The 15,703-nt window shown below is 71.8% G+C and carries 16 protein-coding genes; 12 read left to right on the plus strand and 4 right to left on the minus strand.

Annotated elements, in window-relative coordinates; translation table 11 throughout:
* Positions 1-44: 44 nt before the first annotated feature.
* Positions 45-1,016: a magnesium transporter CorA family protein gene (locus tag AB0J55_RS18235; RefSeq protein WP_364249228.1), complete on the minus strand. Its 972-nt coding sequence runs from the start codon at positions 1,014-1,016 to the stop codon at positions 45-47.
* 115 nt (positions 1,017-1,131) lie between these two features.
* Between AB0J55_RS18235 and AB0J55_RS18240 the strand changes: the two genes are divergently transcribed.
* From AB0J55_RS18240 to hpaD, 5 genes are read left to right on the plus strand one after another with little or no spacing between them, the layout of a single operon-like run.
* Positions 1,132-2,550 carry a fumarylacetoacetate hydrolase family protein gene (locus AB0J55_RS18240; protein WP_364249230.1) on the plus strand — a complete coding sequence of 473 codons (1,419 nt, stop codon included), beginning with the start codon at positions 1,132-1,134 and terminating at the stop codon, positions 2,548-2,550.
* The gene (locus tag AB0J55_RS18245) at positions 2,532-2,816 is read left to right on the plus strand and encodes a hypothetical protein (RefSeq protein ID WP_364249232.1); all 285 of its coding nucleotides are present in this window, start codon (positions 2,532-2,534) and stop codon (positions 2,814-2,816) included. The genes AB0J55_RS18240 and AB0J55_RS18245 overlap by 19 nt, the downstream gene beginning before the upstream one ends.
* A 17-nt stretch (positions 2,817-2,833) precedes the next feature.
* Complete coding sequence (gene dapA, locus AB0J55_RS18250; RefSeq protein ID WP_364249234.1) at positions 2,834-3,781, plus strand: 4-hydroxy-tetrahydrodipicolinate synthase; 948 nt, start codon at positions 2,834-2,836, stop codon at positions 3,779-3,781.
* Positions 3,778-5,286 (plus strand): 5-carboxymethyl-2-hydroxymuconate semialdehyde dehydrogenase, encoded by a 1,509-nt coding sequence (gene hpaE, locus AB0J55_RS18255; RefSeq protein ID WP_364249236.1) that lies wholly within the window; start codon positions 3,778-3,780, stop codon positions 5,284-5,286. The genes dapA and hpaE overlap by 4 nt, the downstream gene beginning before the upstream one ends.
* Positions 5,283-6,323 (plus strand): 3,4-dihydroxyphenylacetate 2,3-dioxygenase, encoded by a 1,041-nt coding sequence (hpaD, locus tag AB0J55_RS18260; protein ID WP_364249238.1) that lies wholly within the window; start codon positions 5,283-5,285, stop codon positions 6,321-6,323. The genes hpaE and hpaD overlap by 4 nt, the downstream gene beginning before the upstream one ends.
* Here the strand turns inward: hpaD and AB0J55_RS18265 are convergent.
* Together AB0J55_RS18265 and AB0J55_RS18270 are read right to left on the minus strand one after the other, a co-directional pair.
* Complete coding sequence (locus tag AB0J55_RS18265) at positions 6,306-8,216, minus strand: S9 family peptidase (RefSeq protein WP_364249240.1); 1,911 nt, start codon at positions 8,214-8,216, stop codon at positions 6,306-6,308. The genes hpaD and AB0J55_RS18265 overlap by 18 nt on opposite strands.
* 14 nt (positions 8,217-8,230) lie before the next feature.
* Positions 8,231-8,662: a DUF6292 family protein gene (locus AB0J55_RS18270; RefSeq protein WP_364249242.1), complete on the minus strand. Its 432-nt coding sequence runs from the start codon at positions 8,660-8,662 to the stop codon at positions 8,231-8,233.
* 186 nt (positions 8,663-8,848) lie between these two features.
* Here AB0J55_RS18270 and AB0J55_RS18275 point away from each other — a divergent pair, with 186 nt between their 5' ends.
* The 7 genes from AB0J55_RS18275 to AB0J55_RS18305 all read left to right on the plus strand — a co-directional run bounded on the left by AB0J55_RS18275 (position 8,849) and on the right by AB0J55_RS18305 (position 14,664).
* Complete coding sequence (locus AB0J55_RS18275; protein ID WP_364249244.1) at positions 8,849-9,274, plus strand: DUF6292 family protein; 426 nt, start codon at positions 8,849-8,851, stop codon at positions 9,272-9,274.
* The gene (locus tag AB0J55_RS18280; protein WP_364249246.1) at positions 9,271-9,804 is read left to right on the plus strand and encodes a hypothetical protein; all 534 of its coding nucleotides are present in this window, start codon (positions 9,271-9,273) and stop codon (positions 9,802-9,804) included. The genes AB0J55_RS18275 and AB0J55_RS18280 overlap by 4 nt, the downstream gene beginning before the upstream one ends.
* Before the next feature lie 85 nt (positions 9,805-9,889).
* Complete coding sequence (locus AB0J55_RS18285) at positions 9,890-11,272, plus strand: FAD-binding oxidoreductase (RefSeq protein ID WP_364249248.1); 1,383 nt, start codon at positions 9,890-9,892, stop codon at positions 11,270-11,272.
* A gap of 11 nt (positions 11,273-11,283) precedes the next feature.
* The gene (locus AB0J55_RS18290; protein ID WP_364249250.1) at positions 11,284-12,549 is read left to right on the plus strand and encodes a class I SAM-dependent methyltransferase; all 1,266 of its coding nucleotides are present in this window, start codon (positions 11,284-11,286) and stop codon (positions 12,547-12,549) included.
* Between the two features lie 100 nt (positions 12,550-12,649).
* Entirely contained in the window at positions 12,650-12,853 is a 204-nt protein-coding gene (locus AB0J55_RS18295; protein ID WP_004558414.1) for a cold-shock protein, read from the plus strand.
* Positions 12,854-13,138: 285 nt separating this feature from the next.
* Positions 13,139-14,071: an acyl-CoA desaturase gene (locus AB0J55_RS18300; protein WP_364249252.1), complete on the plus strand. Its 933-nt coding sequence runs from the start codon at positions 13,139-13,141 to the stop codon at positions 14,069-14,071.
* 50 nt (positions 14,072-14,121) lie between these two features.
* On the plus strand, positions 14,122-14,664 hold the full coding sequence (locus AB0J55_RS18305) for a polysaccharide deacetylase family protein (RefSeq protein ID WP_364249254.1): 543 nt from the start codon (positions 14,122-14,124) through the stop codon (positions 14,662-14,664).
* Here the strand turns inward: AB0J55_RS18305 and AB0J55_RS18310 are convergent.
* Positions 14,654-15,646 carry an endo-1,4-beta-xylanase gene (locus AB0J55_RS18310; RefSeq protein WP_364249256.1) on the minus strand — a complete coding sequence of 331 codons (993 nt, stop codon included), beginning with the start codon at positions 15,644-15,646 and terminating at the stop codon, positions 14,654-14,656. The two genes, AB0J55_RS18305 and AB0J55_RS18310, sit on opposite strands and share 11 nt — an antisense overlap.
* Positions 15,647-15,703 lie beyond the last annotated feature (57 nt).

The following is a 15,703-nucleotide window of genomic DNA, read 5'->3' on the forward strand; positions in this document are numbered from 1 at the left end:
AGCCGGGCGTCCGCAGTGGACACTCCACTGTGGAGCTTCGAGGTTCAGAGCCAGTCCTTCTTCTTGAACAACCCCCACAGCCCGAACGACAGCACGAGCACCACGGCCGTCGACGTCCAGAAGCCGGCCGGGGTGCCGTTTCCCGGGTACGGCACGTTCTGGCCGTAGAACCCCGTCACCGCGGTGGGCACCGCGATCACCGCCGCCCAGCCGGTGACCTTCTTCATGATCAGGTTGAGCCGGTTGCCCTGCAGGTTCAGCTGCGTCTCCCGGATCGTGGTCACCTGCTCCCGCAACGACTCGGTCTGCTCGGCCGCCTGCCGGGCGTGGTCGTGGACGTCTTCGAAGTACGGGCGCGTCAGCTCGTCGGCCAGCCGCAGGTCCGGGCGCATCAGCGAGCTGATCACCTCGCGCATCGGCAGCACGACCTTGCGCAGCCGGGTCAGGCTCTTGCGCAGCCGGAACGAGCGCCGCTGCAGCACCGAGGTGTCCGGCCGGTCGTCGAACACGAGGTCTTCCAGTCCTTCGACCTGTTCGTCCAGCGCCTGCACGGCCTCGTACTGGCCGTCGACGACGAAGTCGAGCAGGCCGTGCACCAGGAACGGCACGCCGGACTTCGCCAGCTCGGTGTTCTCGTCCCAGCGGCGGACCACCGCCTCGATGTCGAACCCGTCGTCCTTGCGGACCGTCACCAGCGCCTGCGCGGTGAGGAACGCCGCCAGCTCGGAGGTCGCGAGGTCCCCGGCGGCCGCGTCGAACCGCACCGCGTAGGCGGTGAGGAAGGCGTGCTCGGCGTAGCGGTCGAGCTTCGGCCGCTGGTGCTCCTGAACGGCGTCCTCCACGGCCAGCCGGTGCAGGCCCAGTTCTCCGGCCAGCTCCGCCAGGTCCGCTTCCGACGGCTCGCAGAGGTCGACCCACACGGCCGTACCGGGCTCGGCGAGGAAGTCGGAGACGTCCGCGAGCGGGAAGTCTTCCTTGTGCAGCACGCCGTCGCGGTAGGCGCGGGTTCTCGTCATGCCCGCGGAATGCCCGATCGGACCGGGCTTCACACGCCGGCGGCTGTTGTCGCCAAAGATCGTATCAGTTATCGTATACAACGCCGCACTTCCGCTCCGGCAGGCAGGAACCCCGATGACCGGCATCGCGCGGCCCGGCAAGATCATCGCGCTGCACCTGAACTACCGCTCCCGCGCCGCCCAGCGCGGCCGGGTGCCGCAGCAGCCGTCGTACTTCCTCAAGCCGCCGACGTCCGTCGCGGCGAGCGGCGCGGTGCTCGAGCGCCCGGCCGGCACCGAGCTGCTGGGGTTCGAAGGCGAGATCGCGCTGGTCATCGGGCACACCGCCCGCCGCGTCACCCCCGAAGCGGGCTGGTCGTCCGTCGAAGGCGTCACCGCGGCCAACGACTTCGGCGTCTACGACCTCCGGTACGCCGACAAGGGCAGCAACCTGCGTTCGAAGGGCGGCGACGGCTTCACCCCGCTCGGCCCGGGCGTCCTGCCCGCGGCGGACCTCGACCCGGCCGCGCTGCGGCTGCGGACCTGGCTCAACGGCGAGCTCGTCCAGGAGGACACCACCGGTGACCTGCTCTTCTCCTTCGGGCGGCTGGTCGCCGACCTCTCGCAGCTGATCACCCTCGAACCCGGCGACGTCATCCTGACCGGCACCCCGGCGGGTGCGTCGGTCGCCGTCCCCGGCGACGTCGTCGAGGTCGAGGTCGACAGCGGCGGCCACACCACCGGCCGCCTGGTGACCACCATCGCCGAAGGGACCGTCCCGTTCGGACCGTACGGCGCACTCCCCCGGGTCGACGAGAAGCAGCGCGCGGACGCGTACGGGACGGCCGGACCGGGGTTCGAGCTGACTCCGCAGCTCCGCGAGAAGATCGAATCCGTCGGCACCGCGACGCTGTCCGCCCAGCTGCGCAAGCGCGGGTACGACGCCGTGTCGATCGACGGGCTCACCTCGACCCGGCCGGGCACCCGGCTGACCGGCCGCGCGCGGACCCTGCGGTACCTGCCGTACCGCGAAGACCTGTTCAAGGCCCGCGGCGGCGGCTACAACGCGCAGAAGCAGGCGATCGACAGCCTCGGCCCCGGCGACGTCCTCGTCGTGGAGGCCCGCGGCGAACGCGGCACCGGCACGGTCGGCGACATCCTCGCGCTGCGGGCGCAGGTGCGCGGCGCGGCCGGGATCGTCACCGACGGCGGGGTCCGCGACCTGGCCGCGGTGTCCGCTTTGGACATCCCCACCTACCACGCCGGGCCGCACCCGGCGGTGCTCGGCCGGCGGCACGTGCCGTGGGACGTCGACGTCGCGATCGCCTGCGGCGGTGCGGCGGTGTGCCCGGGTGACGTGCTCGCCGGGGACGCCGACGGGGTCCTGGTCATCCCGCCGGACCTCGTCGAAGAGGTCGTCGAGGCGGCGATCGAACAGGAGCGGCAGGAGACGTTCATCGCCGAACAGGTCGCCGCGGGCGAGCGCGTCGAAGGGCTCTACCCGATGGACGAGCACTGGCGCGGAAGGTACGCCGCATGGCGCGCGAAACGGTGACCGGCACCGCGCTGAGCAAGCCGCGGATCGCCTACCAGTGGATCAGGAGCCGGATCGCCGACGGCACCTTCTCCCCCGGCTACCGGCAGACCTTCGCGCTCGTCGAGGGCTACGCCGCCGCGCCGCTGCTGACCTCCGGCGCGCCGGCCCGGGCACGGGCGCTCGACACCGAGCCGGCCGGCTGCCTCGGGCCCTTCGAACCGGCCCGGTTCACCGGCCTCAACCGGGGCTTCCACGCGGTGCTCTTCGAAGGCTGCCGCCACTGACGCAGGAAGGGAAACCCATGCGCTTCCGCTCCGACCCCCAGGCCGTCCGCGGGTCGATCGCGCCGCTGATGACGCCGTTCACCGCCGAAGGTGCCGTCGACCACGACGGGCTGAAGAACCTCGTGCGCTGGCAGCTCGCCTCGGGCACGCACGGCATCTCGATCGGCGGCTCCACCGGCGAGCCCGGCTCCCAGACGGTGGCCGAGCGCGCCGAAGCGATCCGGACGGTGGCCGCGGCGGTCGGCGACCGCGTCCCGTTCGTGCCGGGCACCGGCTCGGCGAAGCTCGACGAAACCCTGGAGCTGACGGCGCTCGCGGAGGACGCCGGGATCGACGCCGCCCTGGTCATCACGCCGTACTACGCCCGGCCGACGCAGGACGCCCTCTTCGTCTGGTACCGCACGGTCTGCCGGGAGTTCCCCGGCCTGCCGATCGTCGCCTACAACGTGCCGAGCCGGACCGCGGTCGACCTGGCCCCCGAGACCGTGCTGCGGCTGTACCGCTCGTGCGAGAACTTCGTCGGGATCAAGGAGACGACGAAGGACTTCGAACACTTCTCCCGCGTGCTGCACCTCTGCGGCCGGGAACTGCTCGTCTGGTCCGGGATCGAGCTGCTCTGCCTGCCGCTGCTGGCCCTCGGCGGCGCCGGGTTCGTCAGCGCGACGGCCAACATCGCCCCGGCCGCCTGCGCGGAGATGTACACCGCGTGGCAGGCGGGCGACCACGAGCGGGCCCGGGAGCTCCACTACGGCCTGCACCCGCTGGTCGACCTGCTGTTCGTCGAGACGAACCCGGCACCCGGCAAGTGGGTGCTGGCGCAGCGCGGGCTGATCGCTTCCGGGCACGTCCGGCCGCCGCTGATCCCGCCGACCGAATCCGGCGTCGCCCGCATCAAGGACCTCATGGCCGAAGGCGCGAAGTACCTCTCGCCGGCCGAAGGCTTCACCGTGGGAGGAAAGCAATGACCCACTACGTCCCGGAAGGACTGCCGGGCGAGCTGAAGCACTGCATCGGCGGCGAGCTCGTCGGCAGCGTCTCCGCCAAGACGTTCGACGTCCTCGACCCGGTGTCCAACACGCCCTATGCGACCGCGGCGGCGGGCCAGGCCGAGGACGTCGACCGCGCGGTGGCCGCGGCACGCCAGGCGTTCGTCGAGGGCCCGTGGCCGCGGATGCTGCCGCGGGCCCGGGCGCGGATCCTGAACCGGATCGCCGACGCCGTCGAAGCCCAGGACCGGCGGCTGGCCGAGCTGGAGACGTTCGACACCGGCCTGCCCATCACCCAGGCCCTCGGGCAGGCGCAGCGGGCGGCCGAGAACTTCCGGTTCTTCGCCGACCTCGTCGTCGCCCAGGCCGACGACACCTACCAGGTGCCCGGGCGGCAGGTGAACTACGTGCACCGCAAGCCGGCCGGCGTCGCCGGGCTGATCACGCCGTGGAACACGCCGTTCATGCTGGAGAGCTGGAAGCTCGCGCCCGCGCTGGCCTCGGGCTGCACGGTGGTGCTCAAGCCGGCCGAGTTCACGCCGCTCTCGGCGAGCCTGTGGGCGGGCATCTTCGCCGGGGCCGGGCTGCCGGACGGGGTGTTCAACCTGGTCAACGGCTACGGCGAGGAAGCGGGCGACGCCCTGGTCAAGCACCCGGACGTCCCGCTGATCTCCTTCACCGGCGAGACCACCACCGGGCAGACGATCTACCGCAACTGCGCGGCCCACCTCAAGGGCATGTCGATGGAACTGGGCGGCAAGTCCCCGGCGATCGTCTTCGCCGACGCCGACCTCGACGCCGCCCTCGACTCGACGCTGTTCGGCGTGTTCTCGCTCAACGGCGAGCGCTGCACCGCCGGCAGCCGGATCCTGGTCGAGCGCCCGATCTACGACGAATTCTGTGCCCGGTACGCGGAACGGGCGGCGAACATCGTCGTCGGCGACCCGCACGACCCGGCCACCGAGGTCGGCGCCCTGGTGCATCCCGAGCACTACGACAAGGTCATGCGGTACGTCGAGCTCGGCAAGACCGAAGGGCGCCTGCTCGCCGGCGGCGGCCGTCCATCCGGTCTGGACAGCGGCAACTACGTGGCACCGACGGTCTTCGCCGACGTGCCTTCGACCGCGCGGATCTTCCAGGAGGAGATCTTCGGCCCGGTCGTCGCGCTTACGCCGTTCGACACCGAAGCCGAGGCCCTCGCGCTGGCGAACGACGTCAAGTACGGCCTGGCCGCCTACCTGTGGACGACCGATCTGGCCCGGGCGCACACCTTCGCGCAGTCCGTCGAAGCCGGGATGGTCTGGCTGAACTCGCACAACGTCCGCGACCTGCGGACGCCGTTCGGCGGGGTCAAGGCGTCCGGCCTCGGCCACGAAGGCGGCTACCGCTCGCTCGACTTCTACACCCACCAGCAGGCCATCCACGTCTCGCTCGGGCCGGTGCACACGGCCCGGTTCGGCAGTGGCCGGAAGGGACAGTCATGACCGCCACCCCACCGGACGTCATCCGCTGCGCCTACGCCGAACTCGTCGTCACCGACCTGGCCGCGTCACGGGCGTTCTACGTCGACGTGCTCGGGCTCGTCGTCACCCACGAAGATGATTCCGCGTTGTACCTGAGGGCTTTCGAGGAGTACCTGCACCACTCGCTGGTGCTGCGAAAAGGTCCCGAACCCGCGCTGGGCGTGCTGGCCTACCGGGTGCGCACGCCGGCCGACCTCGACCTGGCCGAGGTGTACCACCACGGGCTCGGCTGCCGGGTCGAACGACGGCCGGCCGGCGCGACGCGGGGCATCGGCGAGGCGGTGCGCGTGCTCGACCCGCTCGGGTTCCCGGTCGAGTTCTTCCACGAGGCCGGGCACGTCGAGCGGTTCACCCAGCGCTACGACGTCCACGGCGCCGGCGCGCTGTCGCGACTGGACCACTTCAACCTGGACACCCCGGACGTCCCGGCGGCCCGGAAGTACTACGAGGGCCTGGGTTTCCGCGTTTCGGAAGACATCCAGGACGACGAGGGCACGGTGTACGCGGCCTGGATGTTCCGCAAGCCGACGGTCCACGACGTGGCACTGACCGGCGGCGACGGCCCCCGGCTGCACCACATCGCGTTCGCGTCGCACGAGCGGCACCAGATCCTGCACATCTGCGACCACCTCGGCGCGCTGCGGAAGCCCGGGACGATCGAACGCGGCCCGGGCCGCCACGGCGTGTCCAACGCGTTCTACCTGTACGTCCGCGACCCCGACGGGCACCGGATCGAGATCTACACGCACGACTACTACACCGGCGACCCGGACAACCCGGTGATCACCTGGGACGTCCACGACAACCAGCGCCGCGACTGGTGGGGCAACCCGGTGGTGCCGAGCTGGTACACCGACGCGTCACCGGTGCTCGACCTGGACGGCGGGGTGCAGCCGGTCGTCGCCCGGGCCGAGCCGCGCGAAGCCGACGTCACGGTCGGCGCCGACGGGTTCTCGTTCACCGGCGGGGCCGAGTACAAGCTAGGCGAGCAGGTGTGAGAACCAGGCGCGGGTGCGGTGCAGGAAGTCGAGCTGGTGGCCGCGTTCGCGGAGGGAGTGGCCCTCCCGGGGGTAGACCACGAACTCGTGCTCGCGGTCGCCGAGGGCGTGGTGCAGGAGTTCGGCCTGCGAGAGCGGGACGTTCGTGTCGTCCTCGCCGTGCACGAGGAGGACGGGGGTCGCGATCCGGTCCGCGTGGGTGATCGGGCTGGTTTCCCGGCTGCCGAGGGCGAGCTCGAACCGGCTGTGCTCACCGGTGGCGGCGAGCAGGGGCCAGTCGATGACGCCCGCGTTGACGACGGCCGCCCTGAAGCGGTCCGTGTGCGCGACGGCCCAGGCGGCCATGAACCCGCCGTGGCTCCCGCCGGCGATCCCGAGCCGGTCTTCGTCGGCGACGCCGTCCTTCACGAGCAGGTCGATGCCGGTGAGGAGGTCGGTGAACTCGGCACCGCCGACGTCCCCGGCGACGCTCGCGGCGAAGGCGTGCCCGTGGCCGAGGCCGCCGCGGGGATTCGGGAGGAACACCGCGAACTCGGCGGCGGCCAGCCACTGGCCGCAGCGGAACCAGCCGAGCTGGAACCGGTCGGCGTAGCGGTCGTACGGGCCGCCGTGGACCAGGGTGACGAGCGGGAAGGGCCCGTCGGCGCGGGTCCGGCCGGGCGGGAGGATCAGGAGGCCGTCGAGCTCCAAGCCGTCTTCGGCCTGGTAGGACAGGCGTTCCTGGGTGCCCCACCGGATCCCGCGCAGCGGGAGTTCGCCGAGGCGGGCGAGCGGGCCGTTCGCCGGTCCACAGTGGACGGCGTCGGGCTCGGTGGCGGTGCTCGCGACGACGGCGACCTTCCCGCCGCCCGCGTGGAGGTGCTGGAGACTGCCGGTCGCGCGGGTGAGCTCGGTGAAGGTGCCGGAATCGAAGCGCTGGATCGTGGTGTCGAGGCCTTCGGCGAACAGCGCCAGCAGCGGGCCGTCGCCGGCCAGTTCGATCGGGCAGGCGGGGAGCCCGGCGGTGAGGTTCCGGTGACCGGCGGCGTCGAAGATCGCGTCGCCGCCGATCAGGCCGGGTGGGGTGAGGCCGAGGTAGGCGAGACGCCAGCCCGTGCCGTCGTGCCACCAGGTGAGCGAGGCGGCCTCCAGCGCCGGGACCCCGAGCTCCTGCCGCGCACCGGTGGCGGGATCGAGCAGGTGGAGGGCGGGTTCGAAGATCCCGGGTTCGCGGTCGGCGGCGGACCAGGTGAGCACGGCGAGGGCGGCACCGTCGGGCCGCACGGCGGCTTCGACGACGTGCCGCGAGCCGAAGTCACCGAGCGGGCGGACGGAGAGGGTGCGGAGGTCGAGGAGCCAGAGCCGGCCGGGTTGTTCGACGGTGTCCCAGATGGGTCGAGGAGATGGGTCGGGTTCGGCGATCGGGGGTGGTTCGGGGCTTCGGTCGACCGGGCCGCTTTGGGAAGGACCGGTCCGACCCGCCCCGACCACCCGGACCCGGGGGTCGGCCGCCCGCTCCTTCTCCCCCGGCGCGATCAGCACCACCGCATCGTCGTCCGGCAGCAGCACGTAGCCGCGGATACCCGTGCCCCAGTCCGTCAGCCGCTCCGGCGCGCCACCCCCGCGGCTCGCCCGGTACAGCTGCGCCGTGCCGCGTTCGGCGCGGTCCGACAGGAAGTAGACCTGCCCGGCATCCGCCGACCAGCGCGGTTCCCGGTCCTCCGCCGGGCTCGGCGCGAACTCCCGGGGCGGCTCACCGCCGTCGGCCGGGGCGAGCCACAGGGTGCTCACCGGGTGCTGCCCCGCGCGGCCCACCGGGGCGCTGGAAAAAACCACCCACCGGCCGTCCGGGGACACGCGCGGCGTCGCCGGCACCAGCTGGTCGACCACGGCCTCCGCCGTCAGTTCCCCCACCCGCCCCAGTGTGCCTAGCCGCGGCCGGCCGGCGCCACCTCCGGGACCAGATTCAGCAGCTGCTCGTGGTCGCCCGCTTCGCGGAGGACCGGGGCCTCCGGGGTGCCCGCGTCCGGGTCGTCCGCGCGGACCGCCGCCAGGAAACGGACCACCGCGCGGGGCTCCGGGAGGACCTCGCCGCCCAGGTAGGCGAGGACCGTCGCCGTGCCGTCTTCGATCGCCGCCGCCCAGCCGTGGACCTCGTCCCACACCAGGGCCAGGTCGTGGCCGGGGAACCGGGACAAGCGCCAGTCCAGCGCGATGTAGGCCGCCGCGGGCGTGCCCGGGTCGAGCGTGCACGACTCCAGTCCCACCCCCACGGCCCTGGCCACCGCACCCAGGTAGCCGCGCAACCGCCGCTCGAACGAGAACTCCGTGTCGCGCTCGAAGTCGATCAGAATGCTCAACGCCGCCTCGCTTTCCCCGTCCCGCCGCGGGATCCTCCGCGATCACTCGATCGGGTACCCCGGGGTGCCGCCCCTCAATCCCGGCGAACCGGGCACCGGTGTCGTCTATCCGGCGACATCTTGCTTGTCATCGATCCGATGACATGTTAGAACCGAGGTGACCGAAGAGAAAGGCGACCCACCCCCGTGACCGCATCGATCGAACTCCCGACCGGTTACCAGCACCCCGCCGTCCCCGCCCTGCTCGGCTACCTCCGCGACGTGACCGCCGAGCTCGGCATCGGCCTCGAGTCGTGCACGCTCGACCACGACAGCCCGATCTCCGCCTACGTCGCCCTCGACACCCGGCTGCCCCACTACCCCGACCGCGACGTCGCCCTGCTCTGGGACGAGGTCCGCGGCTGGGCGGCGGCGATCGAGACGCACTCGGGTGAAGACCTCATCGTCCTGCGCTACCTGGGCGGGCCGGCCGTCGCCCCGCCGCCGCACCGGGTCGCCCGGTTCGTCGAAGCCCTGCACCAGGACGACCACACCGTGGGACGGCCCGATCCCGTGACGCTCCGGACCGCGGGCGACGCCGGCGAACTCGCCGCGCTGCTGCGCCGGCCATGACGATCCCCCTGCCGGAGAGCTTCGCGCTGACGTTCCGCGGCTACGACCGCGAGCAGGTCGACGAGCGGATCGACGAGCTCCTCACCGAGATCCGCCTGCTCACGGCCGACCGCGACGCCGCGGTCGCCGAGGCGGAGAGCCTGGCGCAGCGCCTCGAACAGGCCCGCTCCGACAACGCCGCGTTGCGGGCCCGCGCCGACCGCCTGTGCCGGACCCCCGCCGACCCGGCCGCCGTCGGGGACCGCGTGCGGCACCTGCTCCAGCTGGCCCACGCCGAAGCCGACGGCGTCGTCGCGACGGCCCGGGAACGAGCGGCGGCGATCATCCGCGAAGCGGAGGAAACGGCAGCTCGAAGACTCGAGGACGCCCGGGCACAGATGGCCCGCGAGACGGAGTACGCCCGGCGCCGCGCCGAGCGACTGGCCGCGATCGAGCAGCGCACGGCCGACCGGCTGCGCAAGGCCGACGCGTTCCTGGCCGAGGCGGCGGACCTGCTCGAAGGCGACCCCCGGCTGCCCGCCGCCGCCTGAACCGTTCCCACCACCGGAACGCCCGGAAAAACCGGCCCCGGTGGGCACGGTGCGCCCGTCGGCGGCGTGAGGCAGGATCGTGCTCGTGACCATCGATCAGGCCGGGGCGCCGGAAGCCCCGCCGTTCCCCGCGCACGAAGCCCGCGTCGACGCACTGAGACGGCAGCTCACCGCGATCGCCGGTGAAACGACCGTCCGGCTCGCGAAGCGGACCTCCAACCTGTTCCGCTCCCGGGCCGCCGCGAAGCACCCCGGACTGGACGTCTCCGGCTTCACCCACGTGCTGCGCGTCGACCCCGGGACCCGCACCGCCGACGTCGAAGGGATGGTCACCTACGAACAGCTCGTCGACGCCACCTTGCCGCACGGCCTGATGCCGCTGGTCGTGCCGCAGCTGAAGACCATCACGCTCGGCGGCGCGGTCACCGGCCTCGGCATCGAGTCCTCGTCCTTCCGCAACGGCATGCCGCACGAGTCGGTGCTCGAGCTGGAGGTGCTCACCGGGGACGGCCGGATCGTCGTCGCCACGCCGGACAACGAGCACCGCGACCTGTTCCACGGCTTCCCCAACTCCTACGGCACCCTCGGCTACGCCCTGCGGCTGAAGATCCTCCTGGAGCCGGTGCAGCCGTTCGTGGAACTCCGGCACGTCCGCCACCACGACCGGGACACCTACTTCGCCGCCCTGCGCGAAGCCTGCGACAGCGGCGAACACGACTTCGTCGACGGCACCGTCTTCGGCCCGGACGAGCTCTACCTCACCCTGGCGAAGTTCACCGCCACCGCGCCCGCGACGAGCGACTACACGTGGCTCGACATCTACTACAAGTCGATCCGGCGGCGTGAAACCGACCACCTCACCGTCCGCGACTACCTCTGGCGCTGGGACACCGACTGGTTCTGGTGCTCACGCGCGTTCGGCGTCCAGCACAAGCTGCCGCGGCTGCTGCTCGGCCGCCGCCTGCTCCGGTCGTCGGTCTACTGGAAGGTCGTCGCGCTCGACCGCCGGTTCCGTATCGCCGAGCGGCTGCTGAAACTCCGGCGGCTGCCGCCGGAGGAGACGATCGTGCAGGACATCGAGGTCCCGCTCGGCCGCGCCGCGGAGTTCCTCGCGTTCTTCGAACGGGAGATCCCGATCAGCCCGGTCTGGATCTGCCCGCTGCGGCAACGGCCCGGCGGCGTCCGCTGGCCGCTGTACGAACTGGACCCCGAAGAGCTGTACGTCAACTTCGGGTTCTGGTCGGCCGTGCCGCTGGAACCCGGCGAGCGCGACGGCGTGCACAACCGGATGGTGGAAGCCGAGGTGACCCGGCTCGGCGGGCACAAGTCCCTCTACTCGGACAGCTTCTACACCGAGGACGAGTTCTGGCGGCTCTACAACGGCGACGCCTACCGCGCGCTCAAACAGGCCTACGACCCGGGCGAGCGGCTGCTCGGCCTCTACGAGAAGTGCGTCCGCCGCCGGTGAAAGGAACGAACGTGACCCAGGACAGCCCCACGGTCGGCGAGGTCTTCGAGCGGCTCCTCGGACCGCGCGCCACCGTGTCGATCACCGCCTACGACGGCAGCAGCAGCGGCCCGGCGGACGCCCCCGTGGCCATCCGGGTGCGGTCCCCGCTGGCGCTGGACTACCTGATGTCCTCCCCCGGCGACCTCGGCCTCGCCCGCGCGTACGTCGCCGGCGCGCTGGAGGTCGAAGGCGACCTGTACACGGCGCTGCACGCGCTGGCGGCCCAGGTCGACCAGCTCACCCCGGCCGACCGGCTGTGGCTGCTGCGCAAGCTCGGCCCGCGCCACCTGCGGCCGGTCAAGCCGCCGGCCGAGGAGCACCCGAGCCGGTTCCGGCGCGGGCTGACCGCGTTGCGGCACTCGAAGCAGCGCGACAGCGAGGCCATCGCCAGCCACTACGACGTGTCCAACCGGTTCTACGAACTGGTGCTCGGCCCGTCGATGGCCTACACCTGCGCGGTGTTCCCCACCGAGGACGCGACGCTGGAGGAAGCGCAGGCCAACAAGTTCGACCTGATCTGCCGCAAGCTCGGCCTGCAGCCGGGGATGCGGCTGCTCGACGTCGGCTGCGGCTGGGGCGGGATGGTCGCGCACGCCGTCCGGCACTACGGCGTCGAGGCCCTCGGTGTCACCCTTTCGCGTGAACAAGCGCAGTGGGCGCAGAAGAACATCGTCGCGCTGGGCCTGGCGGACCGCGCCGAGATCCGGCACCTCGACTACCGGGACGTCACCGAAACGGGGTTCGACGCGATCTCCTCGATCGGGCTCACCGAGCACATCGGCGCGCGCAACGTCCCCGGCTACTTCCGCTTCCTGGCCGCGAAGCTCAAGCCGCACGGGCGGATGCTGAACCACTGCATCACCAACCCCGACTCCAGCGTCGCCCACCGGTCGCGCGGGTTCATCGACCGGTACGTCTTCCCGGACGGCGAGCTCGAATCCCCGGGTGAGCTGGTCACGGCCATGCACGACGCCGGGCTGGAGGTGCGGCACTCGGAGAACCTGCGCGAGCACTACGCGAAGACCCTGGCCGGGTGGTGCGCCAACCTGGACGAGCACTGGGACGAGGCGGTCGCCGAAGCCGGGGCCGGGCGCAGCCGCGTGTGGGCGCTGTACCTCGCGGCCTGCCGGCTGGCGTTCGAACGGCGGGAGATCGAACTGCACCACATCCTCGGGGTGCGGACGGACAACGAGGGCGGGATGAGCATGCCGCTGCGCCCCGATTGGGGAGTTTGACCACCGGGGGTGGCCACTGCGGGCCGGTAATGGGAGGATGGTGCCGAGACCGGGTGTCCGAACGGGACATCCAGGCTCACAACAAAGAGTAGGTATGGGTATGGCTCAGGGCAGTGTCAAGTGGTTCAACGGCGAAAAGGGCTTCGGCTTCATCGCGCAGGACGGCGGGGGTCCGGACGTGTTCGTCCACTACTCCGAGATCCAGGGCAGCGGCTTCAAGTCGCTCGACGAGGGTCAGCGCGTGGAGTTCGAGATCGGCCAGGGCCAGAAGGGCCCGCAGGCCCAGCGCGTGAGCGTCATCTGAGCCACGAGGCACCCTAAGGCCCTCGCCCCCTCCCGGGGCGGGGGCCTTACTCGTTCCGCCCACACTGCGGATTCACAACAGTCCGGTAACGTGGAGGGGGTCGAGGGGCCCTCGGACGTCGGCGGCCCGCCGGTTTCCCCCTCGGCCCGTGGCCGTCGAGGCCGATCGCCGGCAGGAGCGGCGACGAGCCCGGCCCCCGCAGACCGCTGACCGCCGGGTGTTCCCGCTCCCCGGCCGCCGCGCGGGCCCCCCTCCCGCGCGTGCCGACCTCGAAACGAGTACCGCATGACCGCCTCTGTGAAGGCTGCCCGTCCGACCCCCAAACCCGTGCTCGACGGCAAGCAGACCGTCGCCGAGCTGCTCACCATCCGCACCTTCCTGCTCGTCCCGTTCCTCGCGCTCGCCGCGGCCGTCCCGGTGTTCTGGGGCTGGGGCGTCAGCTGGCTCGACCTCACCCTCGGCGGCGCGTTCTTCGTGGTGTCGACGCTCGGCATCACCGTCGGCTACCACCGCTACTTCACCCACGGCTCGTTCCGGGCGAAGCGGGCGCTGCGGATCGCGCTGGCCATCGCCGGCGGCCTCGCCGCGCAGGGGCCGGTGCTCGTCTGGGTCGCCGACCACCGGCGTCACCACGCCTTCTCCGACCGGGAGGGCGACCCGCACTCGCCCTGGCTGTTCGGGACGTCGCCGGTGGCCCTGGCCCGCGGCTTCTGGCACGCGCACATGGGCTGGCTCTTCGGCCGTGACAAGACCAACGTCGACCGGTTCGCCCCGGACCTGGCCGCCGACCGCGACCTGCGCGTCGTCGACCGGCTCTTCCCCCTGTGGGTGGTGCTGAGCCTGCTGCTCCCGCCGCTGCTGGGCGGCCTGATCACCCTCTCGTGGTGGGGTGCGCTGACCGCGTTCCTCTGGGCCGGCCTGGCGCGGATCTCCTTCCAGCACCACGTGACGTGGTCGGTGAACTCGATCTGCCACATGATCGGCGAGCGCCCGTTCACCAGCCGCGACCGGTCGGCGAACTTCTGGCCGCTGGCCATCCTGTCGATGGGCGAGTCCTGGCACAACACCCACCACGCCGACCCGACCTCGGCCCGCCACGGCGCCCAGCGCGGGCAGATCGACATCTCCGCCCGGGTGATCTGGGCGTTCGAGAAGCTGGGCTGGGCGTGGAACGTGCGCTGGCCGACGGCGAAGCGCCTGGCGGCGCTGGCCCGATAACGGCTCGAAAGTCCTTGCCCGCCGCCGCGGGCGCGGGTGATCTTGGACGGATGGACACGGTCGCGCTCACGTTCGACGACGGCCCGCACCCCGAGACGACCCCGGCGCTGCTGGCCGCGCTCGGCGGCACGCGGGCGACGTTCTTCCTGTGGGGCGAGCACGCCGCGGCGCACCCGGACCTGGTCCGGGCGATCGCCGCGGCGGGGCACGCGATCGGCAACCACACGTGGACCCACCCGCAGCTGACCACGCTGCCCGCTCCCGACCGCGACCAGGAGGTCCGGCGCACGCAGGACCTCCTGACCCGGCTGACCGGGCTGCGGCCGGCCCTGTTCCGGCCGCCCTACGGCGACACGGACGCCGCGGTGGCGTCGACGATCGCCGCCCACGGGCTCACCGAGGTGCTGTGGAGCGTCGACACCCGCGACTGGGCCGGCTGCACCGCCGACGAGATCGTCGCCGCGGCCGGGCAGGTGGAGCCGGGCGGCGTCGTGCTGATGCACGAAGGCCGCCCGGCCACCCTCGATGCGGTCCCCCGCATCCTCGCCGCGCTCACCGAACGCGGGCTGCGTCCCGGTCCGGTCAGGGGTTGAGGGCGAAGTACGCCGGCTTCGGGCGCAGGTTCTCGTCGAACAGGCAGGCCGCGCCCTCGCCCGGGAAGACGTCCGGGACCCACGAGTGCCGGTCCGTGAAGCCCCACGTCGTGAACTCGACGCACTTGCGGACCGCGTGGCAGCCGTCCCACAGCTGCCCGAAGTAACTCGCCTGGGTGGCGAGCTTCGCCGCGTCGGGCGGGGTCGGGATCCGGACGTCCGCCTCGGTGACCGCGGTCTCCACGCCGATCTTGGCGAAGCGCGCCAGGTTCTCGCGGTACTCGCCCGGGAAGCCGTACTGGATCGACAGGTGCCCCTGAATGCCCACGCCGTCGATCGGCACGCCCTGCCGCCGCAGCGTCTTCACCAGGTCGTAGACCGCGTCGCTCTTCGGGTTGATCCCTTCGATGTTGTAGTCGTTGAGGTACAGCTTCGCGTGCGGGTCGGCGGCGTGCGCCCAGCGGAACACGTCGGCGACGAAGCCGTCGCCGAGCTTCTGCCGGAAGACCGTGTCACGCCGGGTGCCGTCCTCGTTGAAGATCTCGTTGACGACGTCCCAGGCGCGGATCTTCCCCTTGTACCGCTTGACTTCCGTGGTGATGTGGTCGCGCAGGACCCGGCGCAGCTCGTCGGCGGGCAGCGCGGCGACCCAGTCCGGGAGCTGGGAGTGCCAGACCAGCGTGTGCCCGCGGACGGTCTTGTGGTGGGTCTGCGCGTACTGGACGATGGCGTCCGCACCGGACCAGTCGTACTGGCCCCGCACGGCTTCGACCGTGCCCCACTTCATCTCGTTCTCGGGCGTCACATTGTCGAATTCCCGGGTGAGCACCGCCCGGTAATCGGTTTCCGAAGCCAGGTACGCCGCCGCCACCGCGCTGCCGACGTAACGGTTCGTGGTGTATTGCAGCGGCACCGAAGCCGGCCCCGCCGATGCCGCTGGCGCCTGCCACACCGCAATACCCAGCGTGGCCACAACCGCCATCAGGACAGTTTTCTTAGGAATTCTTCGCGACATCTTCATCCTCCGCGTGACAATGGA

This window comes from Amycolatopsis sp. NPDC049688, from assembly GCF_040674975.1.
GTDB lineage: Bacteria > Actinomycetota > Actinomycetes > Mycobacteriales > Pseudonocardiaceae > Amycolatopsis.

What these genes read in the sequence shown, in the direction of transcription:
- AB0J55_RS18235 (WP_364249228.1), bottom strand. Translation starts at nt 1,016, where the DNA reads ATGACGAGAACCCGCGCCTACCGCGACGGCGTGCTGCACAAGGAAGAC.
- AB0J55_RS18240 (WP_364249230.1), top strand. Translation starts at nt 1,132, where the DNA reads ATGACCGGCATCGCGCGGCCCGGCAAGATCATCGCGCTGCACCTGAAC.
- AB0J55_RS18245 (WP_364249232.1), top strand. Translation starts at nt 2,532, where the DNA reads ATGGCGCGCGAAACGGTGACCGGCACCGCGCTGAGCAAGCCGCGGATC.
- dapA (WP_364249234.1), top strand. Translation starts at nt 2,834, where the DNA reads ATGCGCTTCCGCTCCGACCCCCAGGCCGTCCGCGGGTCGATCGCGCCG.
- hpaE (WP_364249236.1), top strand. Translation starts at nt 3,778, where the DNA reads ATGACCCACTACGTCCCGGAAGGACTGCCGGGCGAGCTGAAGCACTGC.
- hpaD (WP_364249238.1), top strand. Translation starts at nt 5,283, where the DNA reads ATGACCGCCACCCCACCGGACGTCATCCGCTGCGCCTACGCCGAACTC.
- AB0J55_RS18280 (WP_364249246.1), top strand. Translation starts at nt 9,271, where the DNA reads ATGACGATCCCCCTGCCGGAGAGCTTCGCGCTGACGTTCCGCGGCTAC.
- AB0J55_RS18295 (WP_004558414.1), top strand. Translation starts at nt 12,650, where the DNA reads ATGGCTCAGGGCAGTGTCAAGTGGTTCAACGGCGAAAAGGGCTTCGGC.
- AB0J55_RS18300 (WP_364249252.1), top strand. Translation starts at nt 13,139, where the DNA reads ATGACCGCCTCTGTGAAGGCTGCCCGTCCGACCCCCAAACCCGTGCTC.
- AB0J55_RS18305 (WP_364249254.1), top strand. Translation starts at nt 14,122, where the DNA reads ATGGACACGGTCGCGCTCACGTTCGACGACGGCCCGCACCCCGAGACG.
- AB0J55_RS18310 (WP_364249256.1), bottom strand. Translation starts at nt 15,646, where the DNA reads ATGGCGGTTGTGGCCACGCTGGGTATTGCGGTGTGGCAGGCGCCAGCG.